We start from the raw sequence: 25251 nt of genomic DNA, 5'->3' as shown, positions 1-25251 counted from the left end.
CCTTATTATTATGAATTTAATGTTAGAACCAGCACTTGTGCGCCTGTTCCGCTGCATTATCCTCCGCTCCAAGTGGTTGCAACGTGAAGCTGTACTTCCATTCATGTGGCGTAATGGTATATTCCGGGTGCACTTGTGCCCCCCACGTATTGTCACCACCTACGCCCATCTGCTTGTGGTCGATGTTCAGCCAAACCATATCTTTCTTCACTATGCTTCCCCCATGGCGGCGTTCCACTTGCGAAGGGCGGTACTCGATATCTTCCATCGGGAAGTTCCAGGCACTGATACTTAGCGGTTCTTCTCCCGTAACGAGCAAACCGTTACCATCAACATTGCGTAGTGCCACCCAACGTACATCGCAATGATTAGCTGTTTCCTGAGCACGTACATACGGATGAAACTGTTCCCAAACCGTCGCACTGTACAATCCTACCAATGCTCCCGTCTTCCGGTCTGCATAGTTTTCCTGCGGTCCGCGTCCCAGCCAGGACATCATTTCATATTCAGCCGGAAGTATCATGCGCATACCCAGACGGGGCATTTCGTTCAACGCCTGTTTGCCGGGAGTGAAGTGCATGCTCACCCTGACGGCACCATCAGGATGAATATCGTATATTGTTTGCAGCTTCGAGTCTTGCGCTTCCATCTTATAGGTAGCGGTAACAGTAACTTTCTGTTGATTTTCCGTTATATCCAGGTTCTCCAGTTTGGCATCCTGTCCGGCAGTCTTCCAGGTGAGACAACGGCACAGATGTCCGTTCGGAATATCATTGTCCGTCAGCGGGCGCCAGAAGTTGGGTTGCAGACCTTCTTTTATCAGATTCTTTCCATTGTAACTCAACTCCGTCATTTCACCGCTTTGAGCCGAGAAAGCTATCTTGAAGCTGTTTCCTGTCAGAGTAATGGTGTCATTATTACGATCTACAGTCAGCTTGCCGTTAGCCGGCTGAATGGCTTTTGCGGCAGGGACGGAAGGTAACACCCATTGTTCGATGGCGGCTTCGTGTCCTTTCGGAATTAATTGCGCTTCGTTTTTGGTGAATGCGCGCAGGGTAAGGAAGTATTCTTTGCCATCGGCAGGCAATGTTTTCAGAGGCAGTTCGATGTTGGCAGAGCTTCCCGGTGCGATTACTGGAAAATCCATTTCGCCGCTTTGTACCGCCTTTCCGTCACATTCCACTGCCCAGCGCAAGGAATATCCTTCCAGACCGATGAAGTCGTGCCAGTTGGTAACCTTTATTCTATTGGGTGTGAAGGCAATCGGTTCAAAATGGATATATTGGAGTACCTTTTTTACCTCATAGATATGTGGGTGCGGAGTACGATCGGCAGCTACCAGACCGTTGGCGCAGAAGTTGGAGTCGTTGACGATGCCTACAAATCCCATATCTCCACCGAAAGCCCAGATGTCGCGGTTATCCTTATCCTTGATGGCGAATGTCTGGTCCACCCAGTCCCAGATGAAGCCGCCTTGCAGTTGGTCATATTTATAAATCAAATCCCAGTAATCCTGAAAGTTTCCTACGCTGTTGCCCATGGCATGAGCATATTCACACATAATCATAGGACGCTTGTCACGTTGATTGATATGACGGCGCAACGACCAGATGCGGGCATACATCGGACAGTAGATGTCACTCTTGGCATCATAACCGCCACCCTCGTATTGCACCGGGCGGGTAGAGTCTATTTTCTTCGTGTAATCGTATAATGTTTCGAAATGCTTGCCATAGCCAGACTCGTTGCCCATAGACCAAGTGACGATAGCTGTACAGTTACGGTCGCGTGCAATCATCCGGCTCATGCGTTGCATGAAGGGAAGTTCCCAATCCGGATAATTGGCCAGCGTGCCGTCCTTGTGATCCTGCATGCCGTGGCTTTCGATGTTAGCTTCATCCACCATATACAGACCGAATTCCGTGCATAGTTCATACCATGCATAGTTATTCGGATAGTGACAGTTACGCACACCGTTCAGATTGAATTGTTTCATCAACTGAATATCGTGTATCATGGAAGCCACGCTGATGGTGCGTCCTTTGTGCGGGTCGTGTTCGTGACGGTTCACTCCCTTAAAGAGTACTGCTTTTCCGTTAATCATCTGCATGCCGTTGCGCATCTCTACCGTGCGGAAACCAAAAAGTTGGGTGAAAGACTCCAACGGTTTTCCTTGTGCATCGAAGGTGCTGACTACCAGTGTATAGGTATTCGGCGTTTCGGCATTCCAGGCACGTGCATTCGGGAAGATGTGTTGCTGGGTAAATAAAGTATCCGTAGGAGAAGAGACGTTTTTTTTCTGGATATAAATCACTTTTCCTGCATCCAGCACTTTTACCTCAACAGTTTCTCCAACCTTCGGCTGATGGAGGATGACATCCAGATTGAGTTCTCCGTCTTTATAATCATTTATTAGTTCGGCGGTCATCCGGAAGTCGCGCACGCGGCTTTGCGGACGGGCATAGAGATAAACATCACGCTCAATGCCGCTGTATTTCCAGTAATCTTGTCCTTCGAGGTAAGAGCCGTCACTGTAACGGAACACCTTGACGGCAAGTTTATTATTGCCTTTCTTCAGAAGCTTCGTGATGTTGAAGTGAGACGGCAGGCGGCTGTCTTCGGCATATCCGGCAAGTTCGCCGTTCACCCATACATAATAGGCGGATTCCACTCCCTCAAAGTCGAGGAAGATATCCATGCCTTCCCAACCGCTGGGAACCGTGAATTCACGGATGTAAGCCCCCACCGGATTATAGTCGGCAGGCACATATGGTGGATTAGCTGGGAACGGATAACGGGTGTCTGTATAAATAGGTGCATCAAACCCTTGTAGTTCCCAGCTTCCGGGAACTTCTATCTTGCTCCACTTCCGAGTGTTGTATCCCGGTTTGTGGAAGTCTTTGGGACAAAGTTCGTTGTTCTTTGAGAACAGGAACTTCCAGGTACCGTCCAGCGAGATGCGGCGTTCCGTGGCAGGATTTACGTTGAAACGTACATCAGCAGGCAGAGAGTGCTGCTTCAGGGCGTTGGCTTCATTCGTAAACGGAATGAAGTGCGCATGCATCGGCTCTCTGTTTATCTCGTTGACTTGCGGGTTCTGCCAAGGCTCATTGTCGGCAAGTATATTGCTGCAAATCAGTAAAGCAGAGATGAAAGAATATAATTTAAGTTTCATGATATCAATCAGATTAAGTGTTTATATCGAACAAAACAGGGTCACAAGAAATGGGACGCTGAAATCGACCACGAACCCGTGGAAGATGGAAACTACAACGAATTGTTGTCCGGATGTGCGTGTAATGATGGGCAGTGTGGTGTCCATGGTAGTTGCTCCTCCGGCTGAGATGGGGGCGAGGTTACCGAACCAGCGCACCAGCAAAGGAGCAGCCAGTAGTGTCAGTATCTCGCGGCTGATATTGGCGAGCAGGGCGATGGTTCCCAATTCGGCTCCTTTGTATTCAGTGATGAAAATGCTGGAGAGTGAATAGTATCCGAAGCCCGAGCCTACAGCCAGGCAGTCCGTCAGTGAGCGGTGTGTCAATATCAGGCTGACTGCGGCAGAACCTGCTAACGTACCCAGAATGGTCATGATAGGCAGGAATATCAACCGTGGATTGAGTGAACGGAAGTTTTTCAACGTTTGCGGGTCGTTGCCTACACTTAGCCCTACACTGAACATCAGTGCGCAAAGTGCATAAAAGCTGACTTTACTATCTATTACGATATCGATAGGTATCAGGTGAAAGACTCCGCAGAGTGTCCCCAGCACAAAAAAGCCGACTATGATGAGACTTCCTTTCATGCACGGCCTCCTTTCCGTTTGTATAAAGCTCTCCACAATGCCCAGGCAGCAATCACGCTTCCCAAAGTCCCGCCAATTGTGAGTATGACGGCTTCGAGCCCGATGGTGTGCAGTCCTTTGATAATCTGCTCGTTTCCTCCCACTTCAATACCCAATATGAAGAGAAGTAGCCAGATGAGCACCGTGATGACTTTATGGATTCCGCTCAGATTTCGTTTCCGTAAGAGGTAGCCCAACAGCATTCCTGTGAGCATTAGTCCGATGATTGTAAACATATCTATGTCGTTTTTGAGGGCAAAGATAGTGCAAACCGAAAGCAGAAGCAAGCTTGCTTGTTTATGCTGAGGTGCAGCCTATTTTCGCAAATGCAAAGATAAAGCTTTAAAGATAAACAAGACGACAGCAGGGCCGTCTTGTTTATCATATTCAGAGAAAAAGGATTACTCGTTAGTCTCCTGCATTAATTTTATTGTTGCTTTGAATTTCCATTAGAGGAATTGGCAAGAAAGAATGTTTGGAACCAACAAAATTAGTTCTGCCTGCCGTGCGCATTGCTTCTTCCAGTTTGCCCCAACGGCGCAAATCGTAGAAGCGATAATTTTCCATAGCAAATTCAACCAGACGTTCATGCTCAATCTGTGCTTTCACAGCTGTATAGTCATTGCCTTTCATGGCTGGCAATTTACCATGTATGCGTCGAATATCGTTAATCAGCGGTATGGCATTTTCCGGATGTTGTTGTTCATTGAAAACCTCAGCCAACATTAATAATACGTTAGAATAACGCATTAATGGAAGATTGGTGCCTATTTCATCTTGGGCATATTCATCCCATGTAGTAGGGAGGTATTTCTTGAAATTATATTTGATATCATCATCAGGACCATAAATATCACTATAATCATATCCTAAGATACGTCCGCCATCTGCATAATAGGGATCATCGAAATACATAGAAGCATAAGCGCGAGCGTCATATTGACTATTTTCGGCAATGCGTCCCTCCTTAAGGAATTCATTATACATCATTGGGCTTATCCGAATTTCATCCCAACCCCACATATTCGGACAAGTGAACCAGTAGTGTAATACATGTTTGTGGTATGTTCCATTATCAGTACTGTTGGTGAATTGTAGTTCGAATATCGACTCTTTACAGTTTCTATTGGTGCCATTGAACATACTTTCATAGTTTGATTCCAGTTCGTAACCTGTCACCTGTTTCAAAGCTTTTTCTGCCAAAGTCAGATATTCGGCCTTTTTACTACTTTCTTCATAGGCACGGGTAAGGTAGGCCCATCCTAAGTAAGCATAAGCAACACTTTTGGTTACTCTGCCTGCTTCGGAAGAGGGACGGTCCTGGGGTAATAATCCGACAGCCTTATCCAATTCTTTGCAAATAAAGTCCCAAGCTTCCATACGGGAGGAAAGAGCTTTGTGTACTTGTTCTTCTCCTGCTTTCCCTGATTGCAGAAATTCATCCCGGATAATAATTTTCTCCCAGTTCAGGATTAACTTAAAATGATAGTAAGCACGTAAGAATAATGTCTCACCGGTAATATTGTCACAAACTTCTGTAGTCATTTTATTTGCAGAACTCTGTACTTTCTCAATTCCATCGAGGACATTGTTCGCATAGTTGATACCATTGTAGTTATTCATCCAATATTCCTTGATACGAGCATTTTCATTGTTGTAGGTGTAGTTGTACATGGCATCCCATTCCGGGTAATTGTTAACATCGGCTCCTGTAATCATTTCATCACTACGGAATGCCTCCACTACAAATTTAATCTCTGCTACGGAGTAAGCATTTGTCCTGTTGTCTAATTGACTGTATACGGCAGATAAGCCAGCTTCTATATCTGTTTGGTCTCTCCAATATTTTTCGGTGGTCAAATCTGGAGACTCTAACGTTAAGAAATCATCGCATCCTGCCATTATAAATGTGCATAAGAAAGATGCTAAATATATTATCTTTTTCATTTTACTTTTAGTTTTTGAGTAATTAGAATGTAACTTGTAAACCTACTACGTAAGAGCGTGTAAATGGATATACGAAAGAGTCGACACCTGTATCCAGAATGCTGGAAGAGAACTCCGGATCAATGCCTGAGTACTTCGTGATAGTGAATAAGTTTTCTCCACTAACATAAAGACGGCATTTTTCCAAGAACAGTTTCTTTGCAAGTGTTTTAGGTAAGCTATATCCTAACTGGAGTTGGCGCAGACGAACAAAGTTTCCATTTTCAAGGAAGCGGTCTGACTCACGGGTGTTTTGATTAGGGTCGCCTAATACAGCTCTCGGAATATCGGTCCTGGTGTTTTGTGGTGTCCATGCATCTAAAGTACTTTTGAAATAATTTCTACCGGCATCCATTCCTTCGTAGTATAAACGGTTGACGTTGTATAGTTTATGTCCCCATGCACTACCTAACTGGAAAGAAAGGTCAAAGCTCTTGTAAGAACCGCTGAATGATAAGTTTGCTTCTACTTTAGGAATACCGGAACCACTATATACTTTGTCGTTGGCATCAATAGCACCATCACTATTCGTATCTACAAAACGGATATCACCTGCTTTTGCATTAGGCTGTAGTTGTTCGCCTTTACTATTTACATAGGAGGCAGCTTCAGCATCGCTTTGGAATATTCCGTTTGTCTGATATAACCAGAAGCTGGCAACCGGATAACCTTCTAATGTTTGAGTTACAAAATGACCAGAACCTTTCCAGGCAGAACCATAAAGCACCTGATTGGCATCTGCTTTCAACATTTCATTATGGATAGTAGAAAGATTGACTCCTATATTATAATCGAAACCGTTAACCGTATCACCATAGTTTAATTCCAATTCAAATCCTCTATTGACCATTTTACCCACATTTACTGTTGGGTTGTAAATACCGGCTGAAGGAGGCATCACTTTTTCAATCAACAGATCTTCGGTTGTGTTATAGTAATAGTTGATAGTACCGTTCAACTTATTATTGAAAAGACCAAAGTCGAAACCAATGTTTTTGGTATCAGTGGTTTCCCAACGTAAATCGTCATTAGTCAAATAAAGATTTGACATTCCTGTCCATGTGTTACCTCCTTGAAGATAACTCATCCATTGAGTATTGGAATTACTCAATACAGGAGTATAATAATATCCCAAGGCACTTTCGCTACCCAATCTTCCCCAACTTGCACGGAACTTCAAATTGCTGATCGGAGTGTTTTTCGGAAAGAATTCTTCCTCGCTGATTCTCCAGCCTACGGCAACAGATGGGAATGTACCCCAACGGTTATTTTTACCAAACTTAGAAGAACCGTCTGTACGCATTGTAACCTGTAATAGATAACGGCTGGCGTATGAGTAATTTAAGCGGCCAAAGAATGAAGCACGGTTATATTCATAATATGTACCTGTACCGGTGTATGTACCACCTTTGCCGGCATTGATTGTTGGAGAAGTCGGATCAAAGAAGCCATTGGGGAGTTCTGATGAACTTAATTGTCCATCAATAACTTCATATTTGGTTCTTTTTCCTTCTACATCTACCGTGCTTTGATCCTTGCGGGTGGCAATGATAGAACTACCGGCCATGACAGTAACAGAATGTTTGCCGAAGTCTTTCATGAATGTCAATGCATTTTCAAAAGTCTGTTGATACCAGTAAGAGTTAGCTTCATAGTTGTAAGGATATAAGCTGGGTTCTTGTGCGCTGGCCACATATTTTGCACGGTGATATTTGGTATTGGCATAATAACCGTCGTATGTATAAGTCGTTTTGAATGTCAGCCAGGGAGCAAATTTCATGGTTAGGCCGATATTACCAGTTATGCTATATCCATTGTCTTTTCTGTTTTTGTAATGGTCGTCTGCCATGACATTGCGGTTCGTTGGAAATTGCATTTTTACATCGCCTACGGACATGTTTGTCAGTCCATAACCGTATTCTTGACTTTCATCATAAACAGGTACTAATGGGGATATGGAATACATTTCCTTCAAAGAATATTGTGGCTGTTTGCTCTGTGTGGCTTTAAAGTTTAAACCGGCATCAAATTCAAAAATATATTTGCGGGCGTTTACTTTTAAGCGTGCATTATCCTGAATGTAGGAGTTTCCTCTGAAAATACCTTTTTCGTCAGCATGACCGTAAGAAATAGAATAGTTCGCATTTTCACTACCGCCATTTACATTCACATAATAGTTTTGTGCAATTCCGGTACGTAACATTTCGTCCTGCCAATCGGTGTTAGCTCCTGTCGGATTCTTTATGCTCCCATCCGAGTTCGTGAATGTTAAATAGCCGGGCTTTTTTCTGTTTGCATTGTCATACATCATATTATGAACTTTTAAATACCCGTCACTATCCAGCATCTCAAACTTTTTAGCAACATTATTAACAGTCATGTAGGTATTGAATGAAATCTTCATCTCACCCGCCTTGCCATTCTTTGTGCTGACAATCACAACACCGTTGGCTGCTACCGAACCATAGATTGCAGCGGCTGCACCGTCTTTCAGGATCTCCATGGATTCGATATCTTGTGGGTTGATGGTGTTGATGTCACCGGGATAACCGTCGATGATATAAAGTGGTTCGTTGTCTCCCATCGTTTTGATACCACGGATTTTTACAGAGATACTTGCACCTGCATTACCACCGGATTTCAATACGCTTACACCGGCAATTTTACCTTGCAGTGCTTCGGTGGCGCTGGTAGTGGCACGTTTCATCAAATCTTCCGATTTTACCGAAGAAATGGCTCCGGTCATATCGCTTTTCTTCATAGTACCATAACCTACTACTACTACTTCATCCAGCATCTCAGTATCATCTTTCAGAGTTACTGTTAATGTTTTCTGTCCTTTCAAAGGAATTTCCTGCGGCACATAGCCCACATAAGAGATTACCATTGTCGCATTGGGTGCAACAGTCAGTGCAAAGTTACCGTCGATGTCGGTAATGCAACCATTGGTTGTACCTTTTTCCAAAACACTGGCGCCAATGAGGGTTTCTCCTTTGGTATCAGTTACTGTACCGGTTAATTGGATGGTTTGTGCTAAAGAACTTAGCGGTACCAAACATACAAAGAGCAAGGACAACAAAGCGGCTCTTTGTATTAAGGAATACTTTTTAATTTTACCCATGTGTGATAGTTTTTAAGGTTAATAACATTTGTTTCTCACATGGCAAAGAAAGAGATATAATTTGGGGTATTCCTATGAAGAATGGTCTGTAAAATATCTACAAAGGTGGTGAAATTACTGACTTTTTGATCTACAATGATAATTGTAAATGCTTGTAATATAATGCTATATGCTGATGACGCATATCTACAAACAGGCTGTTTATTCTAATAGGTGTTTTAGAAGCTCTGCAAGTATTCCACCAGGTCTTTTTCTGTTGGTAAGTTCAAAGACTTACGCAATCTGTAGCGATTCATATTGATTGTTTTGGGACTGTTGCCGCTAATCATTGAGATTTCTTTCGTTGAAAGATTGACGCGCAGCATGGTTGCCAGATATTTTTCTCCTTGTGTCAGGTTCGGGTGTTCTTTTGTTAGCCTTTTAATGAATTCTTTACTTTTTTCTTCGATATTCAACAGTAACGCATTATTGGTTTTGTCTCCGCTTTGGTATTGACTGATATAGGCATTCACTTTTTTCAGATGGGGAATAAGTGCTTGGTTATCCATTTTGTACCCTTCCTTAATCATTTCGCGTATTTTGTCCAGTAATTCATTGCGGCTTCTCAGGAAGACGGCGAAGCTGGTTACTTCTTGCTGGCTACTATCCAATGCATTCTGTATATTCTGTAGTTCCAACTCTTGTTGGTGCAGTTTCAGTTCGGATAATTCGCGTTGAGAAAGTTCCAGTTGATAACGGGTTTCTATCAGTTGAAGGCCTTTTCTGCGCTTATACCATTTATATAAGAAGATGCTGAAAGCTAATCCAAGAACAAGTATGCTGCCCAGAAGCCATAAATTGCGTTTTAGTAGTTCTATCTTATAGGTTTGCTCCTGCATCTCGGTAGCATATTTCTGGTCTTGGTATCTCTTATAGGAGATTTCCTGCTCAATGTTGCGCAGCTTGTTACTGCTTTGCAGTTCTTTACTTAAAGCATACATCTGGCTGAGGCGGGTGTAGGCCTGTTTATAGTCGCCTATGGCGGCATGTACCCACGATGAGTATTCATAATTATCGCAAATCAACTCTTTGGCACCGATGTTATGGGCGTACTCATAGGCTTTCTGCAAAGCATCCAGGGCCTTGGAGTATTGTTCGCTGAAATAATACTGTTTGCCCATATTATTATAGTTCTCACCCAAGGACCATTGCGCATCCAAATTCTTGTTAATGGCGATTGCTTCTTGAATAAGGGAGAGTTTCTTTTCCGTATCCCCTTGATATAGGCATAAATTATTCAGATTGGTAGCTATTTCTTTTAAGTTTCGTTGGGCACGGTTGATTGTCAGTGCTCGTTGAAGAAATCTTTCAGCTACCACAAATTCATCAAGTAAGTAGTGCATGACTCCACGCTCATTATAGCATCCGGCCACCGAAGCCGAATCTCCTAAAGATTTGAAGATGGAAGTGGCTTTGTCATTCAGTTCGATGCCTTTGTTATAATCGCCCAGCTTGCTATAAACGCGCCCCATGAGAGAATAGAGTTGAGCCGTCTGTAGTTTGTTGGCGGGGCTGATATATCTTTGTGTATCGTATAGATTCTTGATACTCAGGTCGAAGTTGCCCAGCAATTGTTCAGCCTGACTGTGCAGAATCATGGCTTGAGTACGAATCTCATTAGGTTGGTCTTCGGGAAACAGGGCGGCAGCCTGACTTGCATAATAAGAGGCTTGCTTAGGATTACTGAACAAAGCATTCCGAGCTTGTTCAAGTAAAGTCTTGGCTTGTTTTATATCTTGGGCTTGTAAAGGTGGCACAGTTAGCGAGAGAACTGCAAGTATTAGATACAGAGCTTTCTTCATGGTATAGTCTTATTTCTGCAAATGTAATTATTTTCCTTCTAAAAGTCAGGTTTGACTTCAAAAAGATTTATCTTTGTATCTCTAAATTAATAATTGATGCTGTTACCTTACTTAAATAAAGACCTCATAGAAGCCGGTTGTGATGAGGCCGGGCGTGGTTGTCTGGCAGGAGCTGTGTATGCCGCTGCCGTTATTCTTCCCAAAGATTTTAAGAACGAACTGCTGAACGACTCCAAGCAACTGACGGAGCACCAGCGTTATGCCTTGCGTGAAGTGATAGAAAAAGAAGCATTGGCCTGGGCTGTCGGCATTGTATCCCCTGAAGAGATTGATAAAATAAATATCCTGAACGCCTCTTTCCTCGCCATGCATCGTGCGGTAGACCAGTTGAAGATGCGTCCGGAGCATCTTCTGATTGACGGTAACCGCTTCAAGAAATATCAGGACCTGCCGCATACAACGGTAATCAAAGGTGATGGCAAATATCTTTCTATCGCTGCTGCTTCTGTTCTTGCCAAAACCTACCGTGATGACTACATGAACCGCCTGCACGAAGAATTTCCTTATTACGACTGGGATCACAACAAAGGTTATCCCACCAAAAAACATCGTGCCGCCATTGCCGAACACGGAACTACGCCCTACCACCGCATGACGTTCAATCTGCTGAGTGACGGGCAGTTGGCACTGGACTTCGGATAATTATTTTATCGCTTCGTCCAAATCAATAAACAGGAATTGGTTCTTGTCATTTAGTAACAGAAGTTTGTTATCAATCACCCGCCCCTTTTTGAAATTTGTTTCCAGATGGGCTACAGGCATTCCCATTTCGTGGATAAACCAGTAGTCTCCACGATTGCCGATGCACAGATAATCTTTCAGCCGGATACTGGGACTATAGATATATTCCCGTTCATAGGTATTTCTGATATTTAAATCCTTGTCTACCTCGTAGATTATTCCTTGGTCATTATATACCAAGCAGTGTTCTCCGTCGAAAGCAAGCGACTGAAAAACCGTCGTATCTTTGTTTGCCATGTAGAGCGTAGTGGGTAGTATGGCTTCCAGTTTTCCGTATTGTTTGGTATCCCAAGGTACAATATTTACGACCGAATCCGTCAGTTCCTGATAAGCCAGCCCATCGTCGAATAACATAAATAGTGCATTATCAGTCCGCAGGGCATCTTCAATCATATCTTTCTTCACGCTGAGTTGGTTGAAGAAAATTTCTTCTCCGTCCAGACCATAGCAGGCTATGAACGGACGACCGTATTTCTTACGGCTTGCACCTTCGCGCAGACCGTAACCGTAATTAAGCATGAACAACTTTCCGTCTTGTACGAAAAGTTGGGAACGGGAGGCCTTTACATCAGGGAATTCCTTCTGCCACACAACGTTGAAGGCTGTGTCCATACATGAAATCTGTTGACGGTCCGCCCAATAATAAAGTGAGTCCTGAGACAGTATATTGGAAGTGAGTCCCGTGATTGTATTGCTGGCGATGGGAACGTAGCTGTAGTAATATCCACCGCCGCTTGCTGCTGCGCCAACTGCTGCCCCAGCCACGGCTACCAGTCCTTGTAGCAGTGCCGCTTTGGTGTCGTGGGCTCCCGGCTTTCCCGGAAAGGTCAGCAGCTCTCCGGTCATGAAGTCCAGTTTGTGCAGTTCATCCGCTACAATCATTCGCTTGTTCTGTTCGAGTTCAAGAACCTCATTCCAACCGTACTGGTGGGGTATCTTGTTTTCCCATAGGGTGTTCCCGAACTTCAGGCTGACAGCGCGGAGTTTGTTGGAGGCGGAAAAGTTATATCCCAGTACCAAGCCCAACGAATCGTCTGTATATACCGGAAACAAGTCTGCCTCCCATCTCTTTTCCCCTGTTTCTTTGCTGAGCAATGAAATCTTACTTCCAATTTCGGTTATTAATACTCCTTCTGAGAGACAGGCTATGCTTGCTCTGCCAAAGTTAATCGGCTGTTTCCATAGCAACTGGCTGCTCTTGGTATCATAAAATCCAATTTCTCCTTTGTTTTTCAGATACTTGCCACTTTTGGTCGTTTCCCGGAAGCTGACACAGAGATAATCTCCCTTACCACTCATGGAAAAGGTTTCTACCCGTTGCGGGAAAGTGTAACACTGTGCTTTCAGATCTGTTCCGTCTGTCTTTTTTCCTACGACGATGGTTGCAGATTGCGCATAAGATACTGATGCCGCGAGGGTCAGGCATACAAGCGTTAGAATCCTGTGTATTTTCATGTTCATTGACTTATTTGGAGCAAAAATATATATTATTTGCGAAATCCGGCCAAAATGTGATGAAAATACTAAGAGGCTGTTAGAACCATCTGATTTTCCTGAACCAGATAAATGTTCCGGCTGATAAAATAACAGAAATCAGAATGATAAATATGAACGCATACGGAAAACCTTCCAGATGAATATCCACGTTCATACCATAGAAACTGGCTATCAGTGTCGGTATCATGAGCGTGATAGAAAGACTCGTCATACGTTTCATGATGGCATTGACGTTATTGGAAATAATGGAGGCAAAGGCGTCCATTGTGCCCGTAAGGATATCACTGTAGATATTCACTGTGTTGTATGCCTGTTTCAGTTCGATAATGACATCTTCCAATAGCTCCATATCCAGATAATTGGTGTCCTGGAAGATATTCTTCAAACGGCCGATCATCACTTCGTTTCCACGGATGGAAGTATTGAAATAAACGAGGGTTTTTTGCAACTTCATCAGGCGGAGCAAGTCCTCATTTCGGATACTCTTCTCCAATTCCTTTTCCGCGTTGGCAACATCATTGTTGATTTGCTTCAGGTATTTCAGGAACCAGACGGCAGAGGAGTAGATCATCCGCAGAATCAAATCCAGTTTATTGTTCACTACGATGCCTTTGCGGCGCGTATGCTGGATGAAATCCGAGATAAGCTCCGTTTTATGGTAACATACCGATACGATAATCTCGTTATTGGTGATGATGCCGATGGGTACGGTGATAAAAGGGATGCCATGCTGACTGCTCTGCATCGGGATACGCAGAATAGTGAGCAACCAGTTGCCTTCTGTTTCTGTACGCGGACGTTCGTCCGCATCGGCGATGTCTTCCAGAAATGATTCGGGAACTTTCAGTTCTTGGGTAAGGAAATCGAAATCATTGTCATCAGGGCATTCAACGTTTACCCAGCTATTGGGCATCCATTGCGGCTTTTCCACAAAGCCGGCCTCACAATAAAGATACGTTCTCATCTTATTGCCTCCTTTCTTTAGTACGAATAGAGGCATTGCGAGCAACGTCTCAGTTCGCTTTAATTGTAAATACTATTGCACGTTCGTGGGTTTGAATCGTCCATATTTCTTCTTTTTTGTTTTTTAAAGCGGGACAAAAGTACATAAATCATTTGAAAGAGTACGCATTAACCGTGCTTTTTCGTACCTTTGCACCCGGAAAATTCATTCTTCTCTAAAGAGAACATTTTTCCTAAGGTTAAGGATTGTACAATTAAAATCAATTAATATTATGAGTAAGAAAGCCCTTTTAATGATTCTTGATGGCTGGGGTATCGGTGATCAAGGCAAAGATGATGTGATTTTCAATACGCCCACTCCGTACTGGGACAGTCTGTTGGCAACATATCCTCACTCACAGCTTCAGGCAAGCGGCGAAAATGTAGGTCTGCCCGACGGACAAATGGGTAACTCAGAAGTGGGACACCTCAATATCGGTGCTGGACGTATCGTGTATCAGGACTTGGTGAAGATTAACCGTGCTTGCGCCGACAATAGTATTATGAAGAATCCGGAAGTCGTTTCTGCTTTCTCTTATGCCAAAGAAAACGGCAAGAACATTCATTTCATGGGATTGACTTCCAATGGTGGTGTACACAGTTCTATGGATCATCTGTTTAAATTGTGCGACATCTCTAAAGAATATGGAATAGAGAATACATTTATCCACTGCTTCATGGACGGTCGTGATACTGACCCAAGGAGTGGTAAAGGCTTTATCGAAGAGCTTTCTGCATATTGCGCTAAATCTGCCGGCAAGATTGCTTCTATTGTAGGTCGTTTTTATGCTATGGACCGCGATAAACGTTGGGAGCGTGTGAAAGTGGCTTATGATTTGTTGGTAAACGGCGAAGGTAAAGTCGCTAAGGATATGGTTCAGGCCATGCAGGAATCTTATGATGAAGGTGTAACGGACGAGTTCATCAAACCGATTGTAAATGGTAACGTAGATGGTACTATCAAGGAAGGTGACGTTGTTATTTTCTTCAACTATCGTAACGACCGTGCTAAAGAATTGACTGTTGTATTAACACAGCAAGATATGCCGGAACAAGGTATGCATACTATTCCGGGTTTGCAGTATTACTGCATGACTCCTTATGATTCTTCATTCAAGGGTGTTCATATCCTTTTCGATAAAGAAAATGTTCAGAATACGTTGGGTGAATATCTGGCTGCTCAGGGCAAGACTCAGTTGCACATCGCTGAAACAGAGAAGTATGCACATGTTACTTTCTTCTTCAACGGTGGCCGCGAAGCTCCGTATGATGCAGAAGAGCGTATCTTGGTTCCATCTCCCAAAGTTGCTACATACGACTTGAAGCCGGAGATGAGTGCTTATGAAGTAAAAGATAAATTGGTAGAAGCTATCAATACTCAGAAGTTCGATTTCATTGTCGTGAACTATGCTAATGGTGATATGGTAGGCCATACCGGTATCTATAGCGCCATTGAAAAAGCAGTAAAAGCTATCGACGAATGCGTGAAAGATACAGTGGAAGCTGCTAAAGCTAACGATTATGAAGTCATCATTATTGCCGACCACGGTAATGCCGACCACGCTTTGAATGAAGATGGCACTCCGAACACAGCTCACTCTCTGAATCCTGTTCCGTTTGTTTATGTAACGGAGAACAAGGCTACTAAAGTTGAAGATGGTGTTTTGGCAGATGTTGCTCCCTCTATCCTGCATATTCTTGGCATGGCGCAGCCGGCTGAGATTACAGGTAAAGATTTAATTAAGTAAACTGTTATAACTATACGGGCAGAGGCGGGGGATTACTCCGCCTTTCTCTTTTCTAATCTTTGAATGAGCGATGATACAGATAGGTGATGTAGTGGTGAGTTTTGATGTGCTGCGTGAGAAGTTTCTTTGCGATTTGGGTGCATGTAAGGGCGCCTGTTGCATTGAAGGGGATGCCGGTGCTCCTGTAGAGTTGGATGAGATAGCGAAACTGGAAGAAGTACTTCCGATAATCTGGGATGAACTTTCGCCTGAGGCACGTACCGTATTAGAAAAGCAAGGAGTTGTTTATACGGATTGCGAAGGCGATCTGGTTACTTCTATTGTTAATAATAAGGATTGTGTCTTTACTTGTTATGATGAGAAGGGTTGCTGTTACTGTGCTATTGAAAAGGCTTATCGGGAAAGTAAAACAGATTTTTATAAACCTGTTTCCTGTCATTTGTATCCGATAAGAGTAGGAAACTACGGAGTTTATAAAGCTGTGAACTATAGCCGTTGGGATGTCTGCAAAGCGGCTGTCTTATTGGGACAGAAAGAGAACCTTCCGGTATATAAATTCCTGAAAGAGCCGTTGATACGCAAGTTTGGTGAAGATTGGTATGCGGAACTGGAACTGGTGGCAGAGGAAATGAAGAAGCAGAATATGTTGTAACACAGCATCCGTTCCATGAGACGAAAAAAATCATCTCGTGAGCTGAAAAAATCCGTTCCGTGGGATGAAAAAATCTGTCCCGTGTGACGGATTTTTCTATCTCATGAGACAAAAAGAAAAGCGCCGGTCAACAGGATTCTCCTGTCCGTCCGGCGCTTCTTCGTTGTAAGATGTGAGGTTGGTTAATAAAAACGAGTTATTCAGTGACTAATCACTAATCGTTAATCATTAATCACTGATTTCTTTACGCATCAATATTTGCATACGTTGCATTCTTCTCAATAAATTCGCGGCGTGGTCCTACGTCTTCACCCATCAGCATGGAGAACACATAATCCACTTCGGCGGCATTTTCAATGCTTATCTGCTTCAACATACGGTTATCCGGATTCATGGTTGTACTCCACAACTGTTCCGGGTTCATTTCACCCAAACCTTTGTAACGTTGTGTATGCACGGCATTTTCTGAACCACCACCATAAGTGTCGATGAACTTCTGACGTTGTTGGTCTGTCCAGCAATATTCTTCCACTTTACCCTTTTTGCAGAGGTAGAGGGGTGGAGTAGCGATATACAGATATCCATTACGAATCACCTGCGGGAAGTAGCGGAAGAAAAGTGTCATGATCAGCGTGTCGATGTGAGAACCATCGACGTCGGCATCGGTCATGATAATCACCTTCTTGTAACGCAACTTATCTATGTTCGCTTCTTTGCTGTCTTCTCCGTCCACACCGAAACGTATACCCAGTGCCTGGATGATGTTGTTTACCTCATCGCTTTCGAATGCCTTGTGCCACATGGCTTTTTCCACATTCAAAATCTTACCGCGAAGTGGCAGGATGGCCTGGAATCTACGGTCACGGCCTTGTTTGGCCGAACCACCTGCCGAGTCACCCTCGACGAGGAACAATTCGCATTCTTCCGGGTCCTTGCTTGAACAGTCGGCCAGTTTACCTGGCATACCACCACCGGACATCGGTGATTTACGTTGTACAGACTCACGCGCTTTACGTGCGGCAACACGTGCCTGTGCGGCCAGAATCACTTTGTCCACCACTAGTTTCGCTTCTTTCGGATGCTCTTCCAAGTAATAGTTCAGAGCTTCGCCCACAGCTTGGTCTACGGCTCCCATAACTTCACTGTTGCCGAGCTTCGTCTTTGTTTGGCCTTCAAACTGCGGTTCCTGCACCTTAATAGAAATAACGGCGGTCAGACCTTCGCGGAAGTCATCACCTGCAATTTCTACTTTAGCTTTTTCCAACATCTTGTTATCTTCGGCATATTTCTTCAGCGTACGGGTCAGTGCGCGGCGGAAACCTGCAAGATGCGTACCACCTTCGATGGTATTGATGTTGTTTACGTAGGAGTGGATATTTTCGTTATAAGACGTATTGTACATGATAGCTACTTCCACCGGCGTACCCTGCTTTTCTGTGTTGATGTAAATTACATCGTTCACCAGGTGTTCGCGGGAAGAGTCGATGTAGCGAACAAATTCCTTCAAGCCTTCTTCCGAATAGAACATTTCCATCTTAGCGTTTCCTTCTTCGTCTTTTACACGAAGATCAGTTAACGTAATCTTGATGCCGGCATTCAGATAGGCCAACTCGCGCATACGGGAAGCGAGGATTTCGTAGTTGTAAACGGTTTCCGTGAAGATAGTATTGTCCGGCCAGAACTGTTGGCGTGTACCTGTGATGTCACTTGTGCCGATTTCTTTTACCGGATATTGCGGGTGACCGCATTCATATTCCTGCTGATAGATTTTTCCGTTACGGAAAACCTGCGTAGTCATGTGGGTGGACAAGGCGTTCACACAAGATACACCTACGCCGTGAAGACCACCGGATACTTTGTAAGAACCTTTATCGAACTTACCACCGGCATGCAATACGGTCATAACAACTTCCAGTGCTGACTTTTGTTCCTTTTCGTGGAAGTCAACCGGAATACCACGGCCATTATCTTGTACAGTGATGGAGTTGTCTTCGTTGATAGTTACTTCAATGTGGTCGCAATAGCCGGCGAGCGCTTCGTCGATAGAGTTATCCACAACTTCATAAACCAGGTGGTGAAGTCCTTTTGTACTAATGTCACCAATATACATCGCGGGACGCTTTCTAACGGCTTCCAAACCTTCCAGAACCTGGATGTTTTCGGCAGAATAGTTCCCGTTATTGGAGTTAATCTGTTCTTCAGTCATAATATAATTTCCTTATTCAAATAACAGAGCAAATATAGTGAAAAATCGTGAGATATGAAACTAAACCAAGTCATAAATTTCATTCGTTTACAGCTTTTTAGCTTCTTTCGAAAGGTGCTGGAATCAGGGTGGGACAGAGGGGTGGAAATGCAGAAAGGCTGGACTGAAAAGTCCAACCTTTCGGTATATCTTTGTGTGTAATATTAATTAGCTTATCCTAGCTTATTAATGTAGAGAGCCAACTTAGACTTTAAGTTGTTAGCCTTATTTTTGTGGATTACATTGGTCTTAGCCAATTTATCCAACATTTTAGTTACGCCCGGATACATTGCAGTAGCTTCTGCTTTGTCGGTTGTAGAGCGAAGCTTTCTAACAGCGTTTCTCATGGTTTTACCATAATATCTGTTGTGAAGTCTTCTTGTCTCTTCTTGTCTGATTCTTTTCAGTGATGATTTGTGATTTGCCATCTCGACTAATCTTTTTTTAATTCGTTTATTTTTTTAATTGTAGCCCGTGGGGGAATCGAACCCCCCTTTCAAGAATGAAAATCTTGCGTCCTAACCGATAGACGAACGGGCCATCCTTAGTGAGCATTTCTGCTCTTGCAGAGAGATTATCTCTCGTTTGCGGTTGCAAATGTAGGGACTATTTTTGAATTGACAAAATAATCACAAGAAAAAAATGAAGGGATTACTAGCGATTCTTTCTGTTTTTACTGTTTATTATCTGAATATCAGTCTGATAAAAGCTTTCATTTTTTCTTCTACTACCTGCTTTTTTTTATTTCTCCTTGTTTTGTTCTCGCTCTTTCCGCCTTTTTTCGTAGTTTTGTTACCGGATTGAAACTAAAACAGTAAACGCGGATGTTACAGAAAACGCTGGGGATTGTGTTGCGCACCCTAAAATATAACGATACGTCTCTTATAGCCGACATCTATACGGAGGTTGCCGGACGTGCTTCGTTCATTGTAAAGATACCACGTTCGCGGAAAGCTACGGTGAAATCGGTGTTGTTTCAGCCGTTGGCTTTGGTGGAGATGGAGGCGGATTTCCCTCCGAATGCAACTCTATATAAGATAAAGGAGGCAAAGTCTTTCTATCCGTTCTCTACGATTCCTTACGATCCGTATAAATCTGCCATTGCGTTGTTTCTGGCTGAGTTCCTTTACCGTGCGGTGCGTGAGGAGGCGGAAAACCGTCCGCTATTTGCTTATCTGCAGCATTCCATTATCTGGCTGGACGAGTGTCGTGATAGTTTCGCTAATTTCCATCTGGTGTTCCTGATGCGTCTTTCCCGCTTCCTGGGGCTATATCCTAATCTGGACGATTATCAAACAGGTGATTACTTCGATTTGCTGAATGCTTGCTTCACCCCTTTGCGTCCGCAACTTCACTCTTCCTATGTGCTTCCTGAGGAATCTTCGCGATTGACAATGCTGATGCGCATGAATTATGAAACGATGCATCTTTTTGCCATGAACCGTGCGGAACGCACACGTTGCCTGACAATTATGAATGAGTATTATCGTCTCCACTTGCCCGATTTTCCTGTACTAAAGTCTCTTGAAGTATTAAAGGAACTCTTTGATGCTGATTGATATCCATGAAGCGTAACTCCGCTATACGAGGTTGAGGTGGTTCCCATCAGGGGAAATTACAGTTCCCATTAGGAGACACTGCAGTTCCCATTAAGGGAAACTCGCGTTTCCGTAAGAGGAAACTGTCGTTCCTATTAGGGGGAACTGTCGTTTCCTGCACCCGGAAACTTGCGTTCCCAAGGCTTGAAACTGTCGTTTCCTACCAGTGGGAAACTGTAAGGTGCTGTTTGTTAATGATATGGGATAAGATATTGTTGGGACTTTGCACTCTCTGAAGAGCTTCTTATCAGCGATGGAAAGTAGGGTACTTGTTGTTGAAACGGAAGCCGATACCCAACATCAGATAGTTTGGATCACTGAAATTTTTCAAATTATAACCCACGTGCAGATAGGAACTGCGGGTCAACTCAACTTTGAGAGACAGTACCTGATAGATACCTTTGAGGTCGCCACCACCGTGCAGAATGTTGGCGCCGATGCCTACACCTACCGTAAAGTATGGCATCACGTATTCGGCGCGTCCGGAGATTCCCAAAGCTAACTGCTTGTGGAAAGCAGGTTTATAGCACTCATTGCCGTTTCCGGGAATAGTATAAACATTGGAACTTGCATCGTAAACGCCGTCCAGTGATACTCCGGTGCGGAACTTATATCCGATATTATACATAGGGGCAAAGTTGAAACCAAGCACTGTATAAGCGTCAGGTGAAGCGATTTGTCCGCTACCCACCCATACGCCTTTTCGCCTCCACGAACCGAATAGGGTCAGGTCATAGCTGACGTGGCGCGGAAATTTGGGTACGGGAGTCCAATATATGGGTTTGGTGAGCGCCTCTTTTGGCCTGTTGAAGTTGTAGACAACTCCTACTTTCAATCCTATGGTATTCAGGCCTGCATTCGGAAATTTCGTGTTACCATTGGAAAAGTGGGTACCTGTCACTCCGGCAATCAGGTCGATTTCCCGCGCAACCATCCAGTTCAGTTGCAATCCGGCATTGATATAGGCATTGGCTTTTGAACCGATGACGCTATTGTGCATGTTTTCGTATTCATCATAAGGTTTCCAGCCAAGGGACAGACCGAAGTTCCACTCATAATTGAGTGATAACCGTGAGGTGATGCGGGCAATGCGTGCACCTTGGTAGAGATAGATGGCAAGTGGGGTTCCCAGTTCTTCTTTGCTGCCGAAGTCATAGTATCCTACGCCTATGCCTTGATAGGCGCTGCCGTAAATGCGGTCGGCGCAGGTATTGGGCTTGAACTGGAATGAATATTTCAGATGGGCGGAATAACCCCATTCGAAAGGTTTCCATTGGGCATTGTCTCCTGCCAGGAAAGAACTGGTTTGGAAAATGTACCCGGGGCGGTATTCTACACCAAGTCTGTGGATGAAACGTTTTGCGAAGGAAGCTGTGTCCGGATTATAGCCCGGCACGTTGTCTTGTATCCGGCTTTTTGCGTTAGCAACGTTAGACAAGAAAAGCATTACTCCTGCGAGAGCCATCAGTTTCCATATCTTTATATTGCTTTTCATATTATTGTGCCAGAGTTCTAGTTTTATTATTATGAGGGATATTCCCTTAAAATGCGTGGCAAATATAATGATAGTATTTGAAAAAGAAATTATGATACTCAAGAAAATACGAAAAGAAGCCGTGTTTTCACAGGAATTTGGTTATTCCTGTGTAAACACGGCTTGCAATAAGAATAAAAACAGGGAGTTATCCCAGTAATTCTTTTACTTTTGCAGAGATGGCACGCCCTTCGGCAAGTCCGGCAAGTTTCTTGGAAGCAACGCCCATTACTTTGCCCATATCCTTACCACCGGTAGCACCGGTTTCAGCAATGATTTCTTTTAGGGCGGCTTCCAGCTCTTCGGCTGACATCTGCTTCGGCAGATAAACCTCGATAACTTTCACCTGCTCCAGTTCTTCGTCTGCCAAGTCCTGGCGGCCTTGCTGTATATAGATTTCGGCAGCATCTTTGCCTTGCTTCATCAACTTCTGCATAATTTTCAATGCAGCGTCGTCGGTCAGGGTATCATTGGCTCCCGGAGCAGTCTTTGCTTCCAGGAATACTTTCTTGATGTTTCTCAATGTGCTGAGAGCCACTTTATCTTTGGCTTTCATTGCGGTTTTAATGTCTTCGCTGACTCTTTCAAATAAATCCATATTTCTCAATTTTCAATTTAAAAAGTGATTACGCCTCCTAAGTCTTCGCCTCCTTGTGCTTCTTCCGTGGCCATCTGTCCCTCAGCGGTAGCTTTGGTTTTGATGGTGCTCAGAGTACTCTTATCACGCAGATATGTAGGTGAGCTTTCCACCATGCTGATGATGTCGGCATTGTCCAAGTCTTCAGGATTGAAGATGTAGATGTGGCGGCGCTTGCGGATATTCTTGCTTCCGATGCCGCTGGCGCTTTCGCCGTATGCTTTGCGGATACGTTCTTTGTTCTTTTCTTTTTCTTCTTCGAGTTGAAGCTGGCGTTCTTCTTCTTCCTGGCTGCGTTTCTCAAGTACGCTGTCCATACCTGGAACGTCTTCCACACCGAAGCCGGTGGCAAGTACGGTAATTTTCACTTTACCTTCCAGTGTATTGTCCATAGCCACACCCCAGATAACTTCTACGCCCTCGCGGAACTTGCTCATGAATTCGTGGATTTCGTTCATTTCCTCCATCATCAGTTCCGAGCTTTCGCAGAACGAAACGTTCAGCATCACCTTCTTGGCATTGAAGATGTCGTTGTTGTTCAGCAACGGGGAGTGCAGGGCATCGTCTATAGCCTTCGTCACACGGCTTTCACCTTCGCCGAAGCCGGTACTCATGATAGCTACGCCACCATCTTTGAGGATGGTCTTCACATCGGCAAAGTCCAGATTCACCGTTCCGCGCATGGTGATGATTTCGGCAATACTCTTGGCAGCGATGGATAAGGTGTCATCGGCCTTGCCGAAAGCATTCATAAATGTAAGGTCGGAATATATTTCGCGCAGGCGTTCGTTGTTGATAACCAGTAAGGCATCCACGTGCTGGGCGATACGTTCCACGCCGTCCAGTGCCTGAATAATCTTCTTTTCACCTTCGAAGATGAAAGGTATGGTGACGATACCAACCGTGAGGATGTCCATCTCCTTGGCGATGCGGGCAATGACAGGAGCGGCTCCCGTACCTGTTCCGCCACCCATTCCGGCGGTGATAAATACCATTTTCGTACCGTCGTTCAGCAGTGCTTTGATTTCTTCGTTGCTTTCTTCGGCGGCTTCGCGGGCACGTTCGGGACGGTTTCCGGCACCCAGTCCCTCGGTGATAGAACGCCCCAGTTGTAGTTTCACGGGGACGGGAGACTCTTTCAACGCTTGGTTGTCTGTGTTGCACAGAACGAACGTCACGTCGTGTATGCCTTCCCGGTACATGTGGTTCACAGCGTTACCACCACCACCACCTACACCAATCACTTTGATGATTTTCGGTGAGTCTGTCGGGAAATCGAATTGTACTATATCGTCCATAGTTCCTTATTTTATTAAGTTTATTTCAAATCGTCATCCGAGAAGATTTCATTGGAAAGTTTGTTGAAGGTCTTTTCAAACCAACCGGGACCTTCTTTCTTCTTTTTCTTCTTCTCTTCTTTTTCTTTACGTTCTTTTTCTTTGCGTTCCCGTTCGCGGCGTTCCTTCTCTTCTCTATCGCGCTGGGCTTTGGCGGCACGGGCGGCAGCTTCCTGTTCTTTCAGGGCTTCGTCGTTGCCGAACATATCAGCAGGCTTGGGAGGAGTAGGGGGAACTACAGGCGTAGGTTTCACTTCTTGCAGGCAGCAATTCTCACTTCCTGAGGCAAGTAGTCCGAGTAAAGTGTTTTGTATTCCGTCTTTCTTCAATACATCGCCAAAGCCATATATGGTGTTATGGATGAACTTCGTCGTTTTCACCTTTTCGGCTTTGCTGCGTTTGCGGAATGCTTCTTCCAGATTCTTCAGGTTGGCGCCGCCACCGGTGAAGATGACACCGGACAATAGCTTGTCTTCGTATCCTGAAAGTTGCAATTGATTCCATACGTTGGCAAGGATTTCTTCGGCACGGGCATCGATGATGTCGTTCAATACGCTGAGCTCGATGCTACGGCCGTCTTCCAGCAAGCAAACGGCAGGAGTTTCAGTCTCTTCTTCCTCATAAAGCATATCGCCGTATTTCAGTTTCAACTGCTCGGCTTCCGATTCTTCCATTTGCAGGGAAGTGATGTCACGGGTGATGTTATTTCCACCCAATGGCAGTACACTAAGGAAGCGGAGTATATTGTTCTTGTATACCGAAATAGTAGTGGTATCTGCACCGAAGTCAACCAATGCACAACCCGAGCGCATCTCGCTTTCTGTCAGTACGGCGTTTGCCAGGGCTATCGGGGCGATGAGCAAATCGGCTATTTCCACTTTGGCCTGTTCAAAGCTGTGTTCCAGGTTCTTCTTGAGGGAGGCACGCGCCACGATGTTCAGGAAGTTTCCCGTAATACGTTTACCTGCCACTCCTACAGGGTCAGCCTGGAGATTATTGTCTATCTTATATTCTTGCGGGGCGACATCCAGCACGCTCATATCCATCAAGGGAACTTCGAGGTTTTCGTCACTGATTGCGTCTACCAACTCTTGCGAGATAATCCCTTCTTCTTCGAGCACACGGCTTACCGCATTCTTTACTGTGCGCAATGACTGTCCGCCGATGCCTACATATACTTTGGCAATGGAGTTGTTCAACTGACTTTCCAGCTTGTTGATGATGGAAGTCAATGCCTGTGCGGTCTTATCAATGTTATAGATGACGCCTTTGTGGATAAAAGAAGCGGCATCCTCACGCGCATAAGCCAGCACTTGTATGCTTCCGTCACTGTTCTTCTTTCCTGCAATGCCGGAAATCTTGGAAGAACTCAACTCAATAGCGGCGATAAATTCTGTTGTTGCCATAGATA

19 protein-coding genes and 1 tRNA gene are annotated in these 25251 nt (G+C 44.4%); 5 read left to right on the top strand and 15 right to left on the bottom strand.

The genetic code is table 11. The features are described from left to right. Positions 1-22: 22 nt before the first annotated feature. From HMPREF9447_RS10320 to HMPREF9447_RS10295, 6 genes are all read right to left on the bottom strand, one after another. Positions 23-3175: a glycoside hydrolase family 2 TIM barrel-domain containing protein gene (locus HMPREF9447_RS10320; RefSeq protein WP_009129668.1), complete on the bottom strand. Its 3153-nt coding sequence runs from the start codon at positions 3173-3175 to the stop codon at positions 23-25. Positions 3176-3196: 21 nt separating this feature from the next. Continuing rightward, positions 3197-3802, bottom strand: coding sequence for a lysine exporter LysO family protein (locus HMPREF9447_RS10315; RefSeq protein ID WP_009129667.1), 606 nt, complete (start codon positions 3800-3802; stop codon positions 3197-3199). Next, positions 3799-4077: a LysO family transporter gene (locus tag HMPREF9447_RS10310; protein ID WP_009129666.1), complete on the bottom strand. Its 279-nt coding sequence runs from the start codon at positions 4075-4077 to the stop codon at positions 3799-3801. Before HMPREF9447_RS10310 ends, HMPREF9447_RS10315 begins: the two co-directional genes overlap by 4 nt. Before the next feature lie 172 nt (positions 4078-4249). Continuing rightward, positions 4250-5788: a RagB/SusD family nutrient uptake outer membrane protein gene (locus HMPREF9447_RS10305; protein WP_009129665.1), complete on the bottom strand. Its 1539-nt coding sequence runs from the start codon at positions 5786-5788 to the stop codon at positions 4250-4252. Between the two features lie 22 nt (positions 5789-5810). Next, on the bottom strand, positions 5811-8948 hold the full coding sequence (locus HMPREF9447_RS10300) for a SusC/RagA family TonB-linked outer membrane protein (RefSeq protein WP_009129664.1): 3138 nt from the start codon (positions 8946-8948) through the stop codon (positions 5811-5813). Positions 8949-9166: 218 nt separating this feature from the next. Further along, positions 9167-10789: a tetratricopeptide repeat protein gene (locus HMPREF9447_RS10295; RefSeq protein ID WP_009129663.1), complete on the bottom strand. Its 1623-nt coding sequence runs from the start codon at positions 10787-10789 to the stop codon at positions 9167-9169. A 96-nt stretch (positions 10790-10885) separates the two neighbouring features. On the opposite strand from HMPREF9447_RS10295, the gene HMPREF9447_RS10290 reads away from it, so the two are divergent. Beyond that, complete coding sequence (locus HMPREF9447_RS10290) at positions 10886-11491, top strand: ribonuclease HII (protein WP_009129662.1); 606 nt, start codon at positions 10886-10888, stop codon at positions 11489-11491. On the opposite strand, the gene HMPREF9447_RS10285 is transcribed toward HMPREF9447_RS10290, so the two are convergent. Further along, a complete protein-coding gene (locus tag HMPREF9447_RS10285) occupies positions 11492-13045 on the bottom strand; it encodes an outer membrane protein assembly factor BamB family protein (protein ID WP_009129661.1) in 1554 nt (517 codons plus the stop codon). Positions 13046-13124: 79 nt separating this feature from the next. Further along, positions 13125-14051, bottom strand: coding sequence for a magnesium transporter CorA family protein (locus HMPREF9447_RS10280; protein ID WP_044137981.1), 927 nt, complete (start codon positions 14049-14051; stop codon positions 13125-13127). Positions 14052-14322: 271 nt separating this feature from the next. Here HMPREF9447_RS10280 and gpmI point away from each other — a divergent pair, with 271 nt between their 5' ends. Together gpmI and HMPREF9447_RS10270 are read left to right on the top strand one after the other, a co-directional pair. After that, entirely contained in the window at positions 14323-15837 is a 1515-nt protein-coding gene (gene gpmI, locus HMPREF9447_RS10275; RefSeq protein ID WP_009129659.1) for a 2,3-bisphosphoglycerate-independent phosphoglycerate mutase, read from the top strand. A 70-nt stretch (positions 15838-15907) separates the two neighbouring features. Continuing rightward, on the top strand, positions 15908-16489 hold the full coding sequence (locus HMPREF9447_RS10270; protein WP_009129658.1) for a DUF3109 family protein: 582 nt from the start codon (positions 15908-15910) through the stop codon (positions 16487-16489). Between the two features lie 244 nt (positions 16490-16733). On the opposite strand, the gene gyrB is transcribed toward HMPREF9447_RS10270, so the two are convergent. Further along, positions 16734-18695: a DNA topoisomerase (ATP-hydrolyzing) subunit B gene (gene gyrB, locus HMPREF9447_RS10265; RefSeq protein ID WP_009129657.1), complete on the bottom strand. Its 1962-nt coding sequence runs from the start codon at positions 18693-18695 to the stop codon at positions 16734-16736. 54 nt (positions 18696-18749) lie between these two features. On the opposite strand from gyrB, the gene HMPREF9447_RS28430 reads away from it, so the two are divergent. Next, positions 18750-18896 (top strand): hypothetical protein, encoded by a 147-nt coding sequence (locus HMPREF9447_RS28430; RefSeq protein WP_009129656.1) that lies wholly within the window; start codon positions 18750-18752, stop codon positions 18894-18896. Between the two features lie 11 nt (positions 18897-18907). Here HMPREF9447_RS28430 and rpsT read toward each other — a convergent pair whose 3' ends face one another. Both rpsT and HMPREF9447_RS10255 read right to left on the bottom strand, forming a co-directional pair. Further along, entirely contained in the window at positions 18908-19162 is a 255-nt protein-coding gene (gene rpsT, locus HMPREF9447_RS10260) for a 30S ribosomal protein S20 (protein ID WP_009129655.1), read from the bottom strand. 40 nt (positions 19163-19202) lie between these two features. After that, positions 19203-19274, bottom strand: a tRNA-Glu gene (locus HMPREF9447_RS10255). A 284-nt stretch (positions 19275-19558) separates the two neighbouring features. Between HMPREF9447_RS10255 and recO the strand changes: the two genes are divergently transcribed. Beyond that, positions 19559-20293: a DNA repair protein RecO gene (gene recO, locus HMPREF9447_RS10250; RefSeq protein ID WP_009129653.1), complete on the top strand. Its 735-nt coding sequence runs from the start codon at positions 19559-19561 to the stop codon at positions 20291-20293. 286 nt (positions 20294-20579) lie between these two features. On the opposite strand, the gene HMPREF9447_RS10245 is transcribed toward recO, so the two are convergent. From HMPREF9447_RS10245 to ftsA, 4 genes are all read right to left on the bottom strand, one after another. After that, complete coding sequence (locus HMPREF9447_RS10245; RefSeq protein WP_044137978.1) at positions 20580-21827, bottom strand: acyloxyacyl hydrolase; 1248 nt, start codon at positions 21825-21827, stop codon at positions 20580-20582. A 187-nt stretch (positions 21828-22014) separates the two neighbouring features. Next, positions 22015-22464 (bottom strand): GatB/YqeY domain-containing protein, encoded by a 450-nt coding sequence (locus HMPREF9447_RS10240; protein ID WP_009129650.1) that lies wholly within the window; start codon positions 22462-22464, stop codon positions 22015-22017. A 17-nt stretch (positions 22465-22481) separates the two neighbouring features. After that, positions 22482-23801: a cell division protein FtsZ gene (gene ftsZ, locus HMPREF9447_RS10235; protein ID WP_009129649.1), complete on the bottom strand. Its 1320-nt coding sequence runs from the start codon at positions 23799-23801 to the stop codon at positions 22482-22484. A 20-nt stretch (positions 23802-23821) separates the two neighbouring features. After that, positions 23822-25246, bottom strand: coding sequence for a cell division protein FtsA (ftsA, locus tag HMPREF9447_RS10230; RefSeq protein WP_009129648.1), 1425 nt, complete (start codon positions 25244-25246; stop codon positions 23822-23824). Between the last annotated feature and the right edge of the window lie 5 nt (positions 25247-25251).

It is taken from the genome of Bacteroides oleiciplenus YIT 12058 (assembly GCF_000315485.1).
In the GTDB taxonomy this organism is placed as follows: Bacteria; Bacteroidota; Bacteroidia; order Bacteroidales; family Bacteroidaceae; genus Bacteroides; species Bacteroides oleiciplenus.
Note: the sequence above shows the minus strand (reverse complement) of the source record. Positions and strands in the feature narration are given on the sequence as shown.

Coding starts and splice junctions, on each gene's coding strand:
- HMPREF9447_RS10320 (WP_009129668.1), bottom strand. CDS start 3,175: ATGAAACTTAAATTATATTCTTTCATCTCTGCTTTACTGATTTGCAGC.
- HMPREF9447_RS10315 (WP_009129667.1), bottom strand. CDS start 3,802: ATGAAAGGAAGTCTCATCATAGTCGGCTTTTTTGTGCTGGGGACACTC.
- HMPREF9447_RS10310 (WP_009129666.1), bottom strand. CDS start 4,077: ATGTTTACAATCATCGGACTAATGCTCACAGGAATGCTGTTGGGCTAC.
- HMPREF9447_RS10305 (WP_009129665.1), bottom strand. CDS start 5,788: ATGAAAAAGATAATATATTTAGCATCTTTCTTATGCACATTTATAATG.
- HMPREF9447_RS10300 (WP_009129664.1), bottom strand. CDS start 8,948: ATGGGTAAAATTAAAAAGTATTCCTTAATACAAAGAGCCGCTTTGTTG.
- HMPREF9447_RS10295 (WP_009129663.1), bottom strand. CDS start 10,789: ATGAAGAAAGCTCTGTATCTAATACTTGCAGTTCTCTCGCTAACTGTG.
- HMPREF9447_RS10290 (WP_009129662.1), top strand. CDS start 10,886: ATGCTGTTACCTTACTTAAATAAAGACCTCATAGAAGCCGGTTGTGAT.
- HMPREF9447_RS10285 (WP_009129661.1), bottom strand. CDS start 13,045: ATGAAAATACACAGGATTCTAACGCTTGTATGCCTGACCCTCGCGGCA.
- HMPREF9447_RS10280 (WP_044137981.1), bottom strand. CDS start 14,051: ATGAGAACGTATCTTTATTGTGAGGCCGGCTTTGTGGAAAAGCCGCAA.
- gpmI (WP_009129659.1), top strand. CDS start 14,323: ATGAGTAAGAAAGCCCTTTTAATGATTCTTGATGGCTGGGGTATCGGT.
- HMPREF9447_RS10270 (WP_009129658.1), top strand. CDS start 15,908: ATGATACAGATAGGTGATGTAGTGGTGAGTTTTGATGTGCTGCGTGAG.
- gyrB (WP_009129657.1), bottom strand. CDS start 18,695: ATGACTGAAGAACAGATTAACTCCAATAACGGGAACTATTCTGCCGAA.
- HMPREF9447_RS28430 (WP_009129656.1), top strand. CDS start 18,750: ATGAAACTAAACCAAGTCATAAATTTCATTCGTTTACAGCTTTTTAGC.
- rpsT (WP_009129655.1), bottom strand. CDS start 19,162: ATGGCAAATCACAAATCATCACTGAAAAGAATCAGACAAGAAGAGACA.
- recO (WP_009129653.1), top strand. CDS start 19,559: ATGTTACAGAAAACGCTGGGGATTGTGTTGCGCACCCTAAAATATAAC.
- HMPREF9447_RS10245 (WP_044137978.1), bottom strand. CDS start 21,827: ATGAAAAGCAATATAAAGATATGGAAACTGATGGCTCTCGCAGGAGTA.
- HMPREF9447_RS10240 (WP_009129650.1), bottom strand. CDS start 22,464: ATGGATTTATTTGAAAGAGTCAGCGAAGACATTAAAACCGCAATGAAA.
- ftsZ (WP_009129649.1), bottom strand. CDS start 23,801: ATGGACGATATAGTACAATTCGATTTCCCGACAGACTCACCGAAAATC.
- ftsA (WP_009129648.1), bottom strand. CDS start 25,246: ATGGCAACAACAGAATTTATCGCCGCTATTGAGTTGAGTTCTTCCAAG.